General features: G+C 50.6%; 12 protein-coding genes. 5 read left to right on the forward strand and 7 right to left on the reverse strand.

Annotation, left to right across the window (positions count from 1 at the left end; genetic code table 11):
• Positions 1–13 precede the first annotated feature (13 nt).
• Positions 14–991 carry a hypothetical protein gene (locus K0H60_RS04430; RefSeq protein WP_011715975.1) on the reverse strand — a complete coding sequence of 326 codons (978 nt, stop codon included), beginning with the start codon at positions 989–991 and terminating at the stop codon, positions 14–16.
• A 256-nt stretch (positions 992–1,247) separates the two neighbouring features.
• On the opposite strand from K0H60_RS04430, the gene glnE reads away from it, so the two are divergent.
• Both glnE and K0H60_RS04440 read left to right on the forward strand, forming a co-directional pair.
• Entirely contained in the window at positions 1,248–4,112 is a 2,865-nt protein-coding gene (glnE, locus tag K0H60_RS04435) for a bifunctional [glutamate--ammonia ligase]-adenylyl-L-tyrosine phosphorylase/[glutamate--ammonia-ligase] adenylyltransferase (RefSeq protein WP_220057397.1), read from the forward strand.
• A 102-nt stretch (positions 4,113–4,214) separates the two neighbouring features.
• The gene (locus K0H60_RS04440; RefSeq protein WP_220057398.1) at positions 4,215–5,183 is read left to right on the forward strand and encodes a GGDEF domain-containing protein; all 969 of its coding nucleotides are present in this window, start codon (positions 4,215–4,217) and stop codon (positions 5,181–5,183) included.
• Positions 5,184–5,264: 81 nt separating this feature from the next.
• Here K0H60_RS04440 and K0H60_RS04445 read toward each other — a convergent pair whose 3' ends face one another.
• On the reverse strand, positions 5,265–6,224 hold the full coding sequence (locus tag K0H60_RS04445; RefSeq protein WP_220057399.1) for a sodium-dependent bicarbonate transport family permease: 960 nt from the start codon (positions 6,222–6,224) through the stop codon (positions 5,265–5,267).
• 136 nt (positions 6,225–6,360) lie between these two features.
• Between K0H60_RS04445 and K0H60_RS04450 the strand changes: the two genes are divergently transcribed.
• Together K0H60_RS04450 and K0H60_RS04455 are read left to right on the forward strand one after the other, a co-directional pair.
• Positions 6,361–7,338: a LysR family transcriptional regulator gene (locus K0H60_RS04450; RefSeq protein ID WP_220057400.1), complete on the forward strand. Its 978-nt coding sequence runs from the start codon at positions 6,361–6,363 to the stop codon at positions 7,336–7,338.
• Between the two features lie 76 nt (positions 7,339–7,414).
• A complete protein-coding gene (locus K0H60_RS04455; RefSeq protein WP_220057401.1) occupies positions 7,415–8,038 on the forward strand; it encodes a LysE family translocator in 624 nt (207 codons plus the stop codon).
• An 88-nt stretch (positions 8,039–8,126) separates the two neighbouring features.
• Here the strand turns inward: K0H60_RS04455 and K0H60_RS04460 are convergent, their stop codons facing one another.
• From K0H60_RS04460 to zapE, 3 genes are all read right to left on the reverse strand, one after another.
• Positions 8,127–9,062 (reverse strand): NAD-dependent epimerase/dehydratase family protein, encoded by a 936-nt coding sequence (locus K0H60_RS04460; protein WP_220057402.1) that lies wholly within the window; start codon positions 9,060–9,062, stop codon positions 8,127–8,129.
• A 237-nt stretch (positions 9,063–9,299) separates the two neighbouring features.
• Entirely contained in the window at positions 9,300–9,737 is a 438-nt protein-coding gene (locus K0H60_RS04465; protein ID WP_220057403.1) for a MerR family transcriptional regulator, read from the reverse strand.
• 49 nt (positions 9,738–9,786) lie between these two features.
• On the reverse strand, positions 9,787–10,989 hold the full coding sequence (gene zapE, locus K0H60_RS04470; protein ID WP_220057404.1) for a cell division protein ZapE: 1,203 nt from the start codon (positions 10,987–10,989) through the stop codon (positions 9,787–9,789).
• Between the two features lie 229 nt (positions 10,990–11,218).
• Here zapE and K0H60_RS04475 point away from each other — a divergent pair, with 229 nt between their 5' ends.
• A complete protein-coding gene (locus K0H60_RS04475) occupies positions 11,219–12,061 on the forward strand; it encodes a bactofilin family protein (protein ID WP_220057405.1) in 843 nt (280 codons plus the stop codon).
• A 5-nt stretch (positions 12,062–12,066) separates the two neighbouring features.
• Here K0H60_RS04475 and K0H60_RS04480 read toward each other — a convergent pair whose 3' ends face one another.
• Positions 12,067–13,605 carry a M16 family metallopeptidase gene (locus tag K0H60_RS04480; protein WP_220057406.1) on the reverse strand — a complete coding sequence of 513 codons (1,539 nt, stop codon included), beginning with the start codon at positions 13,603–13,605 and terminating at the stop codon, positions 12,067–12,069.
• Positions 13,602–15,017 carry a M16 family metallopeptidase gene (locus K0H60_RS04485; protein WP_220057407.1) on the reverse strand — a complete coding sequence of 472 codons (1,416 nt, stop codon included), beginning with the start codon at positions 15,015–15,017 and terminating at the stop codon, positions 13,602–13,604. The genes K0H60_RS04480 and K0H60_RS04485 overlap by 4 nt, the downstream gene beginning before the upstream one ends.
• Positions 15,018–15,144: the final 127 nt, after the last annotated feature.

Below are 15,144 nucleotides of genomic sequence, written 5' to 3' on the forward strand. Positions count from 1 at the left end.
GAGATCCTTTAGTTTACTTGCCTCGGCGCACACTGCGGGTCGTGCGGTTGCTGGAATTACGGAAACTGCTGTCTTTAGAATAATTTGAGCGGAATTTACTGCCCGACTGCGCGCTCGACTTATTCGCTGTGGTATTGGTTTTAGGCGCGCTGCTGCTCTCACGGGAGAGAGCCGTGGCACCCGTGCGCGATTTTGAATAGGGGCTGTCGAAGCGTTTCCCTTGAGAATCGAAACGTTTTTTGGTCTGCTCGAAGGTTTTTTCCTGCGCCTGTGCTTGTTTTGGCGAAGTGTAGCGATAGCGACCTACGTCGTTGTAATAGCTGTAGCCACGGTTACCCGACCAACGGTCGTAATAAATGGGGCGGTGGAAAATATTCGAAAACATCGAATACATGCCGTACCAAGCCCAGAAGGACATGCCGCTTGAGTCTGTCTGCCAACTGCCGTAAGCCGGGTTTCCCACCAATTGGCTTCCTGGACCAAAATCTTCGGCATTATTAGCAAGGGCCGCCGCCTCACGGCTGATGGCATTAACACGGGCAAGCTTGCCCTCTGACATATCGGCAATCACGTTCACCGGATCGGAAAGCATGTCGTTATACAGGCTGGGATCGGCTGCTTGATAAAGGTTCTCAACCTCGGCGAGTTGCTGGTCGAGATCGGTAAAGTTAGCCGAGTTTTTGGCATCGTCTAAGCGGCGCTTCAGCGAGGTATACATTGGCCCTTCGGCGGTTGAATCCTTGGCTAATTCATCCAAGAGTGGCGCGAAATCGGGTTTTTGCTGTTTGAGCAAACTGCTGTATTGCTTGAGCAGATTGGCGTTACGTACTTGGCCGTCCTCGAGCATGGTATTGAGTGTCGAGAGGCGCTGCTGAGTGAGTTGTTGATACTTCTCAATTTTCTCTGGCCTGTCATCGCCACAACCCGTAAGCGATAAGGTCGCGGCCAAAATGAGTATCGACGTGAGAACCCGCATTAGCATTCCTGCCATGTTTTCTCCAAAAGTGCTGAAATAAAACTCAAATATGGGCGGACAATAATAATCTACTTGCCCAATATGTTTGCCTCACAGGTTATAGTACCCTAAACAGCCAAGAAAGAGAGGGCCACTTTCTGTTGGGCTGACTTGCATTTGCCATGGAGGGAAATTTGCCTTGAGGCATGGCAATGGCATCAAACCTGATGTGGCTTCATTCTATATCATTTATGACATAATATGTCGACGTTTAAATTTGTTAGGGATTATTATGGCCGTACAAAAAGACAGTAATAAGTCATTGTCTCCCCTCATCAATCAAGCCGCAGAGCGGCATTGGGCACGCCTCGCCGAAGTATGGTCAGAAGGACTGGCAAATTTAACGCCTGCGCAGCAGCAGGAACTGAAAAACGTTTTAGGATTAAGCGATTATATCGCAGCGCAGTTAACTCGGTCGCCCGAGTGGATTAACACTTTATTCGCGGGCGATTTGCAGCAAGTGGAGCGGCAGACCTTTGATGCCCAGCTACACGAGCAGTTAAGTAGTGCGACGACTGAAGATCTCGCAAAACGTCAATTACGCCGATTCCGTAACTATCAAATGGTGCGTTTAGCCTGGCGAGATTTTTTAGATTACGCCAGCTTAGAAGAGTCACTGTTAGACCTCTCGGCACTCGCCGAAGCGTTGGTGATTGGTGCAAGGGATTGGCTCTATAAAGAAATGTGTGCCCAATATGGCACGCCTATGGATAAGGCGGGCAATCCGCAGCCTTTGCTTATTTTGGGCATGGGCAAGCTCGGTGGGCGTGAGCTTAACTTTTCCTCCGATATCGACCTGATTTTTACCTTCCCTGAACATGGCGAAACCGTGGGCGGGCGCCGAAGCCTCGATAACCAACAGTTTTTCATCCGTATGGGGCAACGGCTAGTTAATTTACTCGACCAAATTACCGTCGATGGGTTTGTGTTCCGCGTCGACATGCGCCTGCGTCCCTACGGCGAGAGTGGCCCATTGGTGGTGAGCTTCAGTGGCCTTGAGGATTATTACCAAGAGCAAGGGCGCGACTGGGAACGCTATGCCATGGTCAAAGCCCGTTCGCTTGGGCCTTGGAACCATTTTTCCGACGAATTACACAGCTTGCTGCGCCCCTTTGTCTATCGCCGGTATATCGACTTCTCGGCAATTGAATCCCTGCGCAAAATGAAACAACTCATTGCCCAAGAAGTGCGTCGCCGTCAGTTAACCGACAATATTAAACTCGGTGCTGGCGGGATACGTGAAGTGGAGTTCGTGGTGCAAAGCTTCCAGCTGATCCGCGGCGGCCGTGAACCCGCCCTGCGCCAGCAGAGCCTATTTGGGGCCATGGATACCCTTTACAGCCTAGGGCAATTCGAGTATTTGGCGGTCGATGAGCTAAAACACAGCTACTTATTACTGCGCCGTGTCGAGAACCTGTTACAGGCGATTGATGATAAGCAAACCCAGACTTTGCCAAATAATCCCCTCGATTGGGCAAGACTTTGCGCAGTGCTGGATATGACTAACGAGACCGATCTTCGCACCCATATCGAGGCGGCGATGGCGAAAATTCATCGTCATTTTAAAGCTACCGTGGGCGGTGAAGAAGGCGAGGAGAAAGCCGAGCATTGGACTGCGCAGCTGTGGAATGTGCAGCAGGATGACCACGCAGTTAATCTCCTCGCCGAGCAGCAGATTGATGACGATAAACTCTGGCCGCTGCTCAGCAGTTGGCGCGAAACCGTGACAAAACGCTCGATTGGTCCCCGTGGCCGTGAGACCCTGGATAAATTAATGCCAAGGTTGCTCGACGAATTACTCAATCAGCCCAGCCCTTCAGCGGCCTTCGAGCCTGTCTCAAAGGTGCTGGAGCAAATTCTGACGCGCACGACCTATCTCGAATTGCTATGCGAAAATCCCGGCGCCCGTCAGCAGCTCGTGAGTCTGTGCTGTGCTAGCCCTTGGATTGCGGCGCAGCTCGCTAAATTCCCTATGTTGCTCGATGAGCTTATCGACCCTGCGCATCTGTACGATACGACATCGCTCGATGATTATCCCAGTGAATTGCGCCAGTATCTGCTGCGGGTGCCTGAGGATGATATGGAGCAGCAAATGGAGGCGCTGCGCCAGTTTAAGTTGTCACAGCAGCTGAAAATTGCTGCCGCCGATGTGACAGGCGTTTTACCTGTGATGCAGGTGAGCGACCACTTAACCTTCTTGGCCGAAGCCATTATCGAGCAAGTGGTGATGCAGGCATGGCAGCAAGTGGCAGTGCGCCATGGTGTGCCCAGTTATCTTGAGGAAGGCAATGACACCGGCTTTGCGGTCATAGGTTATGGCAAGTTAGGCGGTATCGAACTGGGTTACGGTTCGGATCTGGATTTAGTTTTCCTCTACGAAGCGCCCGAAAATATGGCCAATAGCCTCACCAATGGCGATCGACCGATAGAAGTGGGCCATTTTTATTTGAAACTGGCTCAACGTATTCTGCACTTATTCTCGACCCGAACCACCTCGGGTGAATTGTATGAAGTGGATATGCGCCTTCGTCCGTCTGGCTCATCGGGCTTAATGGTGAGTGAGATTGCGCGCTTTGGCGAGTATCAAACGCAGGAGGCCTGGACTTGGGAGCATCAAGCCTTAGTGCGTTCACGTTTTGTGTTTGGCGATAATAGTTTAGCCGCTAAATTTAGCCAGATCCGCGCCTCTGTGCTTGAGCAACCAAGGGAAAAGGACGAGCTGAAAAAGGCCGTGCGTGAGATGCGCCAGAAGATGCGCGACCATTTACTCAAGGTCAGTGAAGGTGAATTCGATCTGAAACAGAGCCCCGGCGGGATCACGGATATTGAGTTTATCGCCCAATATTTAGTGCTCGCTCATGCCCATGAGTATCCCGAACTGTCGATTTGGTCTGATAACGTGCGTATTTTTGGGGTGCTGGCCGAGCTTGAGCTTTTGCCGCTAATGAGCGCGCAGCACTTAACCCAGAGTTATTGCTGGCTAAGGGATGAAAATCATCGTCTCACCCTGCAACAAAAAGCCGGTAAATTAGCCTACGCCGATGTGGAAGAACATGCTGAAAGGGTAATGAATATTTATCGAAATATACTCGAATAGCTAAATCCACGGAGGAATAGCAGGGCGGTTAACGCCATTCCTTGCTGTTCCACTCCTTGGGCTTAGACTAAGCTTGATTAAGAGCCGTTAGCGGAGCGTACTATGCAATTACCTCCAGTTCCTGAAAACGAGTTGCAGCGTTTAGCTACTCTAAGAGCGCTGAATGTACTCGATACCGATGTCGAAGAAAGATTCGATAGGATCACTCGATTGACTCGGCGTATCTTTTCACTGCCCATTTGTGTGGTGACTTTAGTCGATGCGAATCGACAGTGGTTTAAGTCTCGTCAAGGGTTAGAGGTGACTGAAACTCCAAGGGATATTTCCTTTTGCGCCCATGCGATTAATCATGATGGGATTTTCGTTGTGCATGATGCGCTAAAGGATCCACGCTTTTGTGATAATCCTTTAGTCACTGAGCCGCCCCATATTCGTTTTTATGTGGGTTATCCCCTCACTATTCATGGTGAATTTCGGGTTGGTACTCTGTGCTTAATCGGTAATGAGCCGCGCGATTTTACCGAAGAAGACGCCGAAACCTTAACGGATCTGGGGCAAATGGTGGAGGCTGAGCTCTTGTCCATCGCGCAAAATACCTTAGATCCGCTGACCATGATCTCCAACCGCCGAGGGTTTGAGTTGCTCGCCTATCAATCGCTGGCGAGTTGTCGTCGTACCGATGCCGAGGCTGCCTTAGTCTTTTTCGACCTCGACTTTTTTAAGGAGGTAAACGATAGCTTTGGCCACCGCAAGGGCGATCAACTGCTCTATGACTTTGCCCATATTTTGATGGCGGCCTTTAGGGAGTCCGATGTGATTGCACGGCTAGGCGGCGATGAGTTTGTGGTGTTATTAAGTTTTATCGAGCGCGATACAGTGAACTTTGCAATTGAGCGCTTTAAGCTGTTACTTGCCGAGTATAATCAACAACATCCAGAACATCCCCTCGAAACCAGTATAGGCATAGCCCATTGGCCACCTGCATCGGATATGAATCTGGATGATCTACTCGATGCCGCCGACCGAGCCATGTATCGAGATAAAGCGGTGCATCACTCGGATAAGCCTTAGTGAATCGGGTCGCTGACTCAGTGATAAACAGATTTATAAGATAAAAAGGGAGACTATAGTCTCCCTTTTTATGGCTGAAAATTAAGCGGTAATTTGTAACACCCAGTGTTGATACAAGGGTAAACCGATTAACACATTTACTGGGAAGGTAATCCCCAGCGATGCTAGCATAGCTAAACCGATATTGGCCTCGGGAATGGCGGCGCGGATAGCGGCAGGCGCTGCAATATAGGAGGCGCTGGCACTTAAGGCCGCAAGCACTAAGATACTGCCTTCGGGCAATTCCAGCCATAAACCAACACCGATACCACACCACGCCAAGATAAATGGCGTCACGGCGGCAAATACTAACAGGCGCCATTGTTGCAGCGGAAGCGGTAAACAGACTTTCGCCGTGACTAAGCCCATCTCCAATAAAAACAGTGCCAGTAGGGTTTTAAAGCCACCGAGCAGCACAGGTGTGAGAGGGGCTAGTCCCGTCGGGCCATAGAGCCAACCTATCACGACACCACCTACCAGTAGCACGACGCCACGGCTGGTTAGCGCCTCGTGTAACACACTGGATTTATGGGCCGTTGGCGCGGCATCTTGTCCCGCCTGTTTTGAGCTTAAGTATCTGTGCAGCCAGAGCATAACTACAATCGCGGGCAGTTCGAGTAGCACTAGGTATAGGGTGGTTTCGGGTCTTAATGTCATCCCTGATTTTTCCACCATGGCGAGCACCACGGCAAAGGTGCCCGCGCTCACCGATCCATAATGGGCGGCGATACTGATGGCATCGGTTCGACCGAGTTGCACTAAGCGTGTTAGCACGGGGTAAAGCACTAAGGGGATGAGTAAACCTAAGGTGACCACAGCAACCAATTCGGTGACCACTAGGTTTTGAGTGTGACCGTGCAGCGCCATACCGCCCTTAAGCCCTAAGGTCAGCATTAACAAAATCGAGAGCGTTTCGTAGATGGCGGGTGGGACCTTAAGATCGGATTTAACCAAACCGGCGAGTAAACCTAAGGCGAAAAACGCAATGACAATATCTGGCATAAGTATCTCACTAATAACGACATCAACAGAATAATGCGCCGAGAAAGTTCTGCGGGCATCGATGGCTGGAGATTCTGAACCCAATTCGTTATATTGAAAAATAAATTGTTTGCTGATTAGGTATAGATAATCATCTATGGATAAATCTTCCCAAGGCCAACTTAAACTTCGGCACTTAAGCTTTCGTTTGCTCGAGGTGTATGTGCAGGTGGTCAGGCTTGGCAATATCTCGGCCGCCGCGCGCGCCTTGCATCTCACTCAGCCGACGGTCTCGCTACAATTGAAGAAGTTGGCGGATATTTTGGGTGAGCCTCTACTGGTAAGCGCAGAGGGGCGAATGCAGCCGACCTTAGTCGGGCAAGAGCTCTATCGGGTCGCCTGCGATACCTTGAGTCGTTTCGAAGACTTCGATGCCTTTATCCAGCAGGCGAGGGGCGGCAGTGTGGGCCATATCAATATCGGTCTAGTGACCACGGCAAAATACGTGATGCCTCGGATTCTAGGGGCCTTCTATCGCCAATTTCCGCAGGTCAAAGTCACCTTAAATATTGGCAATCGTGCGCATATTTTGGGGCGATTCGAGCGTCAAGAAGATGATTTATATCTCTTTAGTCATCCACCCAGTGGTGAGCATGTGTTATCGGCGCGGATCATTAAAAATCCGCTGCAACTGATAGCCCCTAAGGACCATTGGGCGGTTGAGCGCCAGCACCTCAGCTTTAATGAGTTGAAACAAGAGCGCTTTATCATGCGCGAGCCGGGCTCTGCCACACGACTGATGTTTGAGTCTTGGTGTAGCGCCCAAGGGATTGCCTTGAGCGACACTATGCAAATTGAGAGCAACGAGGCGATTCGGTTGAGCGTGGCGTCGGGCTTAGGCTTATCGGTGATCTCGGCCCACACGTTGCAGGAAGGGCGTGAAAAACCTGCAATATTATCGGTAAACGGATTTCCACTGGAGAGTAACTGGTATCTGGTGGGGCGCAAGGATAGGCGCTTACCCTATGCTGCCATGCAGTTGGTGTCGTTTATGGCGAGTCAACTTGCCGACTGTATTGAACCTGAGTGGGTTGCTGCGGATATTCAGCAGTTAAGTCAGCGATTTAGTGGATGATACTCGTCTTGGCGCGGCAGTGGGGATAGGGTAGTTTAGGCTAAATATGTCGGTGCCGATAATCAGGGGAATATAAATGGAGCTAGATTCGTTGCTGATGTTTGTGATTGCGTGCCTCTCAATCAATCTGATCCCCGGGCCCGATGTGGTCTACATCGTTTCGAATACTATGAAGGGTAAGATGGCCAGCGGTCTTAAAGCGGCGTTAGGATTAGGCGCGGGTTATTTTGTGCACACTTTGGCCGCTTGCTTAGGGCTCTCCGCCATTATCTTAAGTTCAGCCTTGGCCTTTAATATAGTGAAATGGCTCGGTGCGGCTTACTTATTGTATTTAGGCGTAAAAGCCCTGATATCCTGCTGGCAGGGCCAGAGCAGAATAGTGATTGGCGACAACGCCACGTCAAACACCAATGTGTTTTTACAGGGCATGGTGGTGAGTGTGTTAAATCCTAAGGTAGCGTTGTTTTTCCTATCATTTTTACCGCAATTTATCGACCCCGCCTCGGGCGAGGTTGCCACGCAGCTGTTGATCTTAGGTTTACTCTTCAGTGGCTTAGCAACCTTGGTCAACCTGTTATATGCCGCTAGTGGCAGCTGGCTATTTAATCGAGCCGATTCACAGCGTTACGCTCGCGGACTTGAGGGCGTTTCCGGCGTGTTATTGGTCGGCCTTGCCGGAAAAGTCGCTATTAGCGACTGATAACCTAAGCGTCTGCCTTTTACTCACTGCCAGTTAGTGAATGCATGAGATGGCGTCACACATATCCACGATGCCATCGAGCATACGCTTAGATTAACTTGCGTTCCTTGGCGATTTCAGCCAGCCCTTGTTCAAACCGAGTGACCTTAAAATCAGGGAAGCGGGCTTTAAATTTATCGGAAATAAACAGGTTGTCGCAGCGATAACGGGGCAGCAATTCTCCCGCATCACGTATGGTGGGGTTGAATTTACCTGCGAGCCACAGTTGCCATTCTTTGACCACAGTATATCGAGCCGATACTTTAAAAATGTCGGCTGCAAGAGTAATAAATTCCTTATAGGTCAATCTATTGTCATCACAGGGTAAGTGCCATGTTTGGCCATAGGCATCGGCAGTATTCCCGAGTAAGGCCATGGCGCGACTGGCATCTGGGGTGTAAATCAAACTGCGTTTTGTATCATCGCGCAAAAACACTTTGGCCTTTTTCCCTTGGGCGAGATTGTCGATAACCGTTGTATTGGTGATGCTTTGGGTTTGGCCAGGGCCGTAAAATTCTGGCGCGCGGCAGAGCATCGCCTCGAGTCGCCCGGCCTTCATCTCATCGAGTAACATTTGGGTGATGTCGCCCCTCACGCGGCCTTTGACACCATTGGGCGCAAATGCCGCATCCTCGCGCTGCGGCGCCGCCGTTTGCGGATACATATAGGTATTATCGAAATACACCAGCTTGGCGCCGTGAGTCTTACAGGCCTTGATAACATTACCCATGATAACAGGCCATTGCTCGACCCAAAGCTGAGTATCCATTGGCAGTCCCGCCGTGAGATAAACGATTTCAGAGCCTTCCACCGCGGCAAGGGTTTGTGCTAAGTCGAGCAGGTTGGCGCTCTTTAACTCGTCCGTGGCATTCACTTTTTGCGGTTTACGGCTAACAAGGCGAATGTCGCAGTCAAACTCGCGGTTAAGGCTAAGGGCTAGTTCTCTGCCGATTTGACCGTTGGCTCCGAGTATGGTTTGTCTCATGTTTTCTCCAAAGGGATGACTCGTTTGCCACTATCCTAAGGTTAAAGCTAAGTTTAAGGTCAATAGCCTATCTTGGGATTTATTCGCTTGAGCTTAAACTGCACCAAGTGATGCCATAAGAATAAAGAAAGTAGTTGGGATGTGGTGACTCATTTAGGCTAAATCCACAGCCAGCAAAGTGGTGGCCAAAAGAGGGGGCCGTTATTGTTTTCGATATGAGTCCTTTCAGTGATCGGGTTATTTGGACTTTGGCTGCGATTGAGTGGGTAAAATATCCCAACCGAATTGCGACATCACCCGCAGCGCATTGGTTTGGCAGTCCATATCTTGGGGTTTAGTCTCAATTTCGGTTAATACCTCCAATAACTTGGCTTTGTTGAGTGCGATTTTTCGCTCGATTTCTTCGAGATCGTTGACTTTTTGCCGCAGCGTAGTGAGTAAATGCTGATGATCCCAGTTGGCCAGATCGGCTGGCAGTAATAACCGCAGTTCATCGAGGCTAAATCCCGCCTGTTGCCCGGTGGTGATCATCTCGAGCGCCATCACGGCCTCAGGGGGATAACTGCGATAACCATTCGCTTTACGTTTCACCGCTTTGAGTAAACCAATGCGTTCGTAGAATCGGATCCGCGACGCCGCAAGTCCGGTCTTTTGGGATAATTCACCAATATTCATCTTGATATCGCCTACTTGCTGATGTTAATCGTGACCATGCTGGGATGACTCATTCTACTCTTTGTTGGCTCATCTCAATGAGTCGACTATAGGTGCGGCGAAACTCAAAACAGAGGGCGCCGCCTTGGTAGAGTTCGCTCAGTGGCACGTCGCAACTTAGATATAAGCTCACCCCTTGATCGTATAACTCATCGATAAGGCTGATAAAACGCCGCGCTGGATCATCGTTAGCGGCATAGGACAGTTGCCGCTCTCCCGTGGTGGCCGCTTGATTGTCGCCTGTGCCATCTTCAGTGCCGCGGGCGCGGATCCAGCCTTTTACTTCGCCTCCGAGTCTTGGCACATTGCTTAGCATTAACACCTTAAATCGGCTCGCAATTTCAATATAGTCGAGTTGCGAGCGCGGGCCATCGCACAGGGCATGAAAATCAAACCAAGCGACCGAAGGCTGCTGGTCTTCAGCAGTGGCGCGCACGACGGGAATATCCCGCTGACAGATGCGCAGCGTACTGGCTTCAAGCAGGGGCGCGCCATGCGTCAGCGCCGTAAAAATGGCCTCGAAATCCAGTGCGCCAGTCAGGCCAATATTCTTTGAGGTGGCGGCAATGGCCTCTGCCGACGGTTCGTGATTCAAGGCGTGCAACCTGTGGTCTTGCTCGCCGTTCAGATGCAGCATTTGGGTATGGGCTTGGAGCAGGGCAATGCAGGGTAAAAATCTGTGTCTGGCGAGGCCATTTTCATATAAGCGCTCGATGGGAATGTTGGATGTGGCGACTAGCACCACCCCTTGGGCAAACAAGGTTTCAAACAAACCGGCGAGGATCATGGCATCCCCTATGTCTGAGACAAAAAACTCATCGAAACAGAGCACCTTGCACTCCTGCGCTAGATTTTTTGCGATCAGCTTAAGCGGATCGCGCTGCCCTGCATGTTCCTTTAAGGCTTGGTGCACCCGCGCCATAAAGCGATGAAAGTGCAATCTAAGCTTTCCCTGTGGTGGCAGGGCATCGAAGAACAAATCCATAAGAAAGGTTTTACCCCGACCGACATCACCCCACAGATATAAGCCTTTGATTGGCTGAGCGTCTGTTCGACCAATAATCTGCTGATACAGCTTATCTAAGGCGAGCACCGCCTGTGCCTGCGCGGGATCCTCAATCAGCTCGGCGCCGATTTTGGCCTGATAAATGGCCAGAGGTGATTGGGGTGCGGTTGCCGTTGTGAGCGGGTTTAAGACCATGGAATTTGTCATCAATTGAGCCAGTGTTATCCCTTTGCGGCAGTAAGCTAGGGCTTATTTTGTGTGAGGTGCTAAGCCTAAGTCTGCTGAAAAACCTTGCCAGCCTAACACAGTTAATTAGCGGACTAAAATCTTACCTAAAACCGACTCAAGTTAAATATCAAAGGAATCCAATGCTTTATTCTTCAGGTATTTTCACTTAACATCTTTTTCACAAAAATAATGAGATGGAATTAAACCTATGGGTAGCAAAGGTAATGGTGTCACTTTTATCAGTGCCTCAACCTCCATTGAGGGCGAGATGCAACTGGCGGGCACGGCATTAGTTGCGGGGAAATTAGCGGGAAATATCCGCTGCGCCGGACAGATTAAAATCGAGCTTGGTGGCGAAGTTTCGGGTGAGCTCAGCTGTGATGAACTGAAAGTCTGCGGAGTTTTTCGCGGCAAGGTGCGTTGCAATAAATTAGTGATTGTCAGCTCTGGCACGGTCGAGGGCGAAGTGCTTAGCCACCAATTAGAAATTTATGAGGGCGGGCAGTTTATCGGTCAGCGTGTTATCGGCCAAGAGTTGGAACACCTACCCGAGCTATTGCAAACCTTAGCGCCAGAAAGCACAGCCCAAAATACTAAAACCGCTCAGACCAACGCCTTATATGCTCGGGATAATCAGCCGGGGGCGCGCAAATGGTTACCCTATGGCGCCGCGGCCGCCGCCGTTATTGTGCTGGTCAGTGTCATAACACCAGCAAAGTTAACTACTTGGCTAAGCACCCTTGGTCAACCAGCGGCCATTACAGCAAATACTGCGCAGGGGGATGCCCTGAATAGTGAAACTCTGCTGCCATCCCCCGTGAAAGATGACTCGCTCGCCAAGGATAGCGCTGTAGCAAGCGATAACGACACACAAACGGCTTCAGCCATGGCATTGGATAGCCATGATGGCAGTAATCCAGAACATCCAAGCGAAGGGCATCCTGATATGGAATCTGGCGCCGCCATGGAAGACTTAGCGCAAATGGAGCAAGGCCATGCCCAGATGTTACAACAGGGCACTGCGAGCGATGTACCTAGCGGTAAACTCTAAAAAAATTAATCGTTTACTTTGACCACCTCTAGCTGCCAGCCCGGCAGCTTGTGGGTGAGGTCGGCCGTTATCCTATCGACATCCCCCCGTAAAATCACCAAAGGTTCGCCGCTAAAGGCTTGCTGAGTTAATTGCTGTAACTGAGCGGGCGTCAGATCCTGCAGCTTTACATTCATAGCTTGGTTCGACAGGGGATCTAATCCCAACACCAGTTGATGAATAAACTGGGTTTCACGCTGGCTGGGATTGTCTTGCGTTAACAGCGCTTCACCAATCAGATAGGTTTTAAGGGCGGCAATTTCCCCTTCGCTCGCGGGCGTCGAGGCCAGAAGGTTGAGATGATCTAAAATCCCCACCACAAAGGCGCCCGTGTGCTCTATCGCCGTACTGCCATAAAACTTAATGCTGGTGGCGAGCGGCGCATTAGCGCATTGGCCGTAAATGCCATAGGTTAAGCCCCGCTGTTCACGTAAGTCGTAATAGAGCCGGCCCGAAAAACTGCGTCCCAAGATGGCGGCTAAACTGCGGCAAGCGAGTGGAATATCTTGTGCTGATAAGTGTTTATCGTCGAGGGCATAACCAATTCGTACCTGAGTTTGTACGCTGCCCGGCGCATCAATCAGATAGATAGTGTGGGACTGCTTTATCGACGAAGTCGCTCGATTAAGCGGCTTTGCTTTAGTTGATGCCGTGGGCAAGCTTAAGTCGGTGTTACCCTGCCACAGGGCGAGGCTTTGCTTGAGGTCAAACTCGGCTTCTTCAGCCTCTGTGCCTTCTAAAAACAGGTGCCACTTTGCTTGGGCAAATGTGCGCTGCTGCAATTGCGATAGTTCACTTAAGGTGAGTGAGTCGTACAGTGCCTGATTATTGATGCTCTGATTATAGGGGTGTGCCGCCCCTAGGAGTTTATCGCGCCAGACTTTATCAATTTCGGCGCCACTAAAGGCATTCAAGTGCTTATTGAGTTTCAATTGGCGGCGGATATTGTCGATATCGACCGCTGCCACGGCATGTTCGCTAAACGCATCGGCTTGCCAAAATTGTATCAATAGGCGATAGAGATGATTAACCGGCACGGGGCAGGCTAGGCTCAAATTGATACTGTGCAGGGTCACGCGAGTCTCGAAGGTTTCAAGGCAGGCATCGGGTTGGTTTAGCGCCAGACTAAGGGCTTTCTCCTGCAGGGCGAACTGTAAAATATCCGGATTTTCGAAGGGTTTGCTGGGGCTGATGGCGACGAGGCTCACCCTATTACTCAGGCCTTGGCTGCTGTGTGCTCTGTGGAGCTGGTAGGGGAGTGTTAGGCCATCGGGCACCACATCGTTAAACACCGGTTCAGTGGGGAGGTGGATCAGCCCCACCTCCGATAGCTGAGTATGGGTATCGAAGCTTGCCAAACTGGGCGCTTGGGTGGCGGTAAAGTTCAGCTGGGTCTGTTGGCAAGCCATTAGCGTGATACCGAAAAGGCCAAGGCTCATGGCTTTTAGGCCTTTAAGGAGAGTTGGCGCTATTGCCAATCTACTGAATGGAATCGTTTTTATCATAGTACCGCGTCCTCAAGGCTATCGCTCACACTCGATGGCAGCCACTCCAGCAAAGTCTTGCCAACGCGGATATACCAAGGCGGCAAGAGGTCAACCCTGACCATATTGTTGGTAAAGTAGAGCGTGGCAACCCGTTGAAGATCTTCTGTCGTTACAGAGTTAATCCGTTGCCATTGGGCCGTTAAGGGATGCCTTTGGTCTTGTTTCGCCGTGGCGGATAGCAGAGTGGCGAGCGATTGAGTGTTATCGAGCTGCGCTAACTGATTGTTCAGCCAAGTTTGTTTGAGTTGGCACAGTTCAGCGTCACTCAATGGCGTCTGCTGCACTTTGGCAACCACGCCTAAAACCTTTTCCGTTAACTCATCGAGGGAGGTTTTGGCCCTAGGCACTAAGACCAGATTGGTTATGCCATGATTTTCCAGCTCAAAGGGCAGTGAATAACTCAACATTTGCGCCGGGTCGTGCTGGCTAATTTGCGCTATGGCACTGCGGGTATTTTGGAATAAATAGCCTTCGAGCAGGCGAATAGCGGCAGCGTCGGGATGATTTTTACCCACAGTATGCCAGGCGAGCAGTAAGCCAGGCCAAGGACCACGCTCATCGATAAGCTCTGCATGCACGGGCTTAGGCGTGATTTTCAGCTCATCAAATTCGGTTATGGGCTGATCAGGCGTGGGCCAAGCATTAAAGTGTTGTGCTATAAGCGACTTAACGTCGGAGGGAAGCTTGCCGACTAAGGATAATTGCATCGCATCGGGGCGATAATGAGCGCGGTGAAAGGCGATTAAACGCTCGGGACTCGCCTCGGTAATATCCTCACGACTGCCAATAATACCGTGGCCGTAGGGCGTATCCTTCACCTGCTCTAGCAGAAACTCCATCGCACTGCGCACATAGGGCTGGTTATCTATGGTTTGCGCCATTTCTTGGAGCACGGTTTCCTGCTGATTTTTTACCGTAGTCTCGTTCAAATCGGGGCGAATAAAACGATCGGCCTCGAGGAACAACCCCAAACTTAGAGCTTGGCTTGGTAGAGTGACGTAATAATTGGTGTAATCGAAGTGGGTGCTGGCATTAAAACGCGCCCCAAGGGCACTTAACTGCTGGGCATAACTGTCGCCGGGAGCATGCTCGCTGCCCTTGAAGAGCATGTGCTCGAATAAGTGCGCATAGCCAGTTTGGCCCTTGGCCTCATTGCGCGCGCCGACATTAAATTGGCTGGCAATGGTCAAGGTATGTTTATCCGCTTGCGGCAAGAGGTGCACAGTGAGGCCATTGGCTAAAGTGTAAGTCTCAATTTGCGACTCGAGTTGATACAGGCGCTCGGCGCCCGTTATCTGGCACTGCGCCTTAAGCGAAGGGCTAAGCAACGCGATAACTAGGCCGAAATAACCGCTAAGGTATGGTCTCATTTAGCATCCTATCTAAATTACCCGCTGAAGGCTTTCATCTGTGTGCTTGTGTGAGCAGCTTAGCCCACTCCTCTGATTTCATCTAAATCAGTTGAATAGCATTCAGTTTTTTAAAAGAACTGCTATG

It is taken from the genome of Shewanella mangrovisoli (assembly GCF_019457635.1).
Taxonomy (GTDB): domain Bacteria; phylum Pseudomonadota; class Gammaproteobacteria; order Enterobacterales; family Shewanellaceae; genus Shewanella; species Shewanella mangrovisoli.

Excerpts from the sequence above, each read along its gene's own strand:
- K0H60_RS04445 (WP_220057399.1), bottom strand. The coding sequence starts at position 6,224 with ATGCCAGATATTGTCATTGCGTTTTTCGCCTTAGGTTTACTCGCCGGT.
- K0H60_RS04450 (WP_220057400.1), top strand. The coding sequence starts at position 6,361 with ATGGATAAATCTTCCCAAGGCCAACTTAAACTTCGGCACTTAAGCTTT.
- K0H60_RS04465 (WP_220057403.1), bottom strand. The coding sequence starts at position 9,737 with ATGAATATTGGTGAATTATCCCAAAAGACCGGACTTGCGGCGTCGCGG.
- K0H60_RS04460 (WP_220057402.1), bottom strand. The coding sequence starts at position 9,062 with ATGAGACAAACCATACTCGGAGCCAACGGTCAAATCGGCAGAGAACTA.
- K0H60_RS04480 (WP_220057406.1), bottom strand. The coding sequence starts at position 13,605 with ATGATAAAAACGATTCCATTCAGTAGATTGGCAATAGCGCCAACTCTC.
- K0H60_RS04440 (WP_220057398.1), top strand. The coding sequence starts at position 4,215 with ATGCAATTACCTCCAGTTCCTGAAAACGAGTTGCAGCGTTTAGCTACT.
- glnE (WP_220057397.1), top strand. The coding sequence starts at position 1,248 with ATGGCCGTACAAAAAGACAGTAATAAGTCATTGTCTCCCCTCATCAAT.
- K0H60_RS04475 (WP_220057405.1), top strand. The coding sequence starts at position 11,219 with ATGGGTAGCAAAGGTAATGGTGTCACTTTTATCAGTGCCTCAACCTCC.
- K0H60_RS04455 (WP_220057401.1), top strand. The coding sequence starts at position 7,415 with ATGGAGCTAGATTCGTTGCTGATGTTTGTGATTGCGTGCCTCTCAATC.
- zapE (WP_220057404.1), bottom strand. The coding sequence starts at position 10,989 with ATGACAAATTCCATGGTCTTAAACCCGCTCACAACGGCAACCGCACCC.
- K0H60_RS04430 (WP_011715975.1), bottom strand. The coding sequence starts at position 991 with ATGGCAGGAATGCTAATGCGGGTTCTCACGTCGATACTCATTTTGGCC.
- K0H60_RS04485 (WP_220057407.1), bottom strand. The coding sequence starts at position 15,017 with ATGAGACCATACCTTAGCGGTTATTTCGGCCTAGTTATCGCGTTGCTT.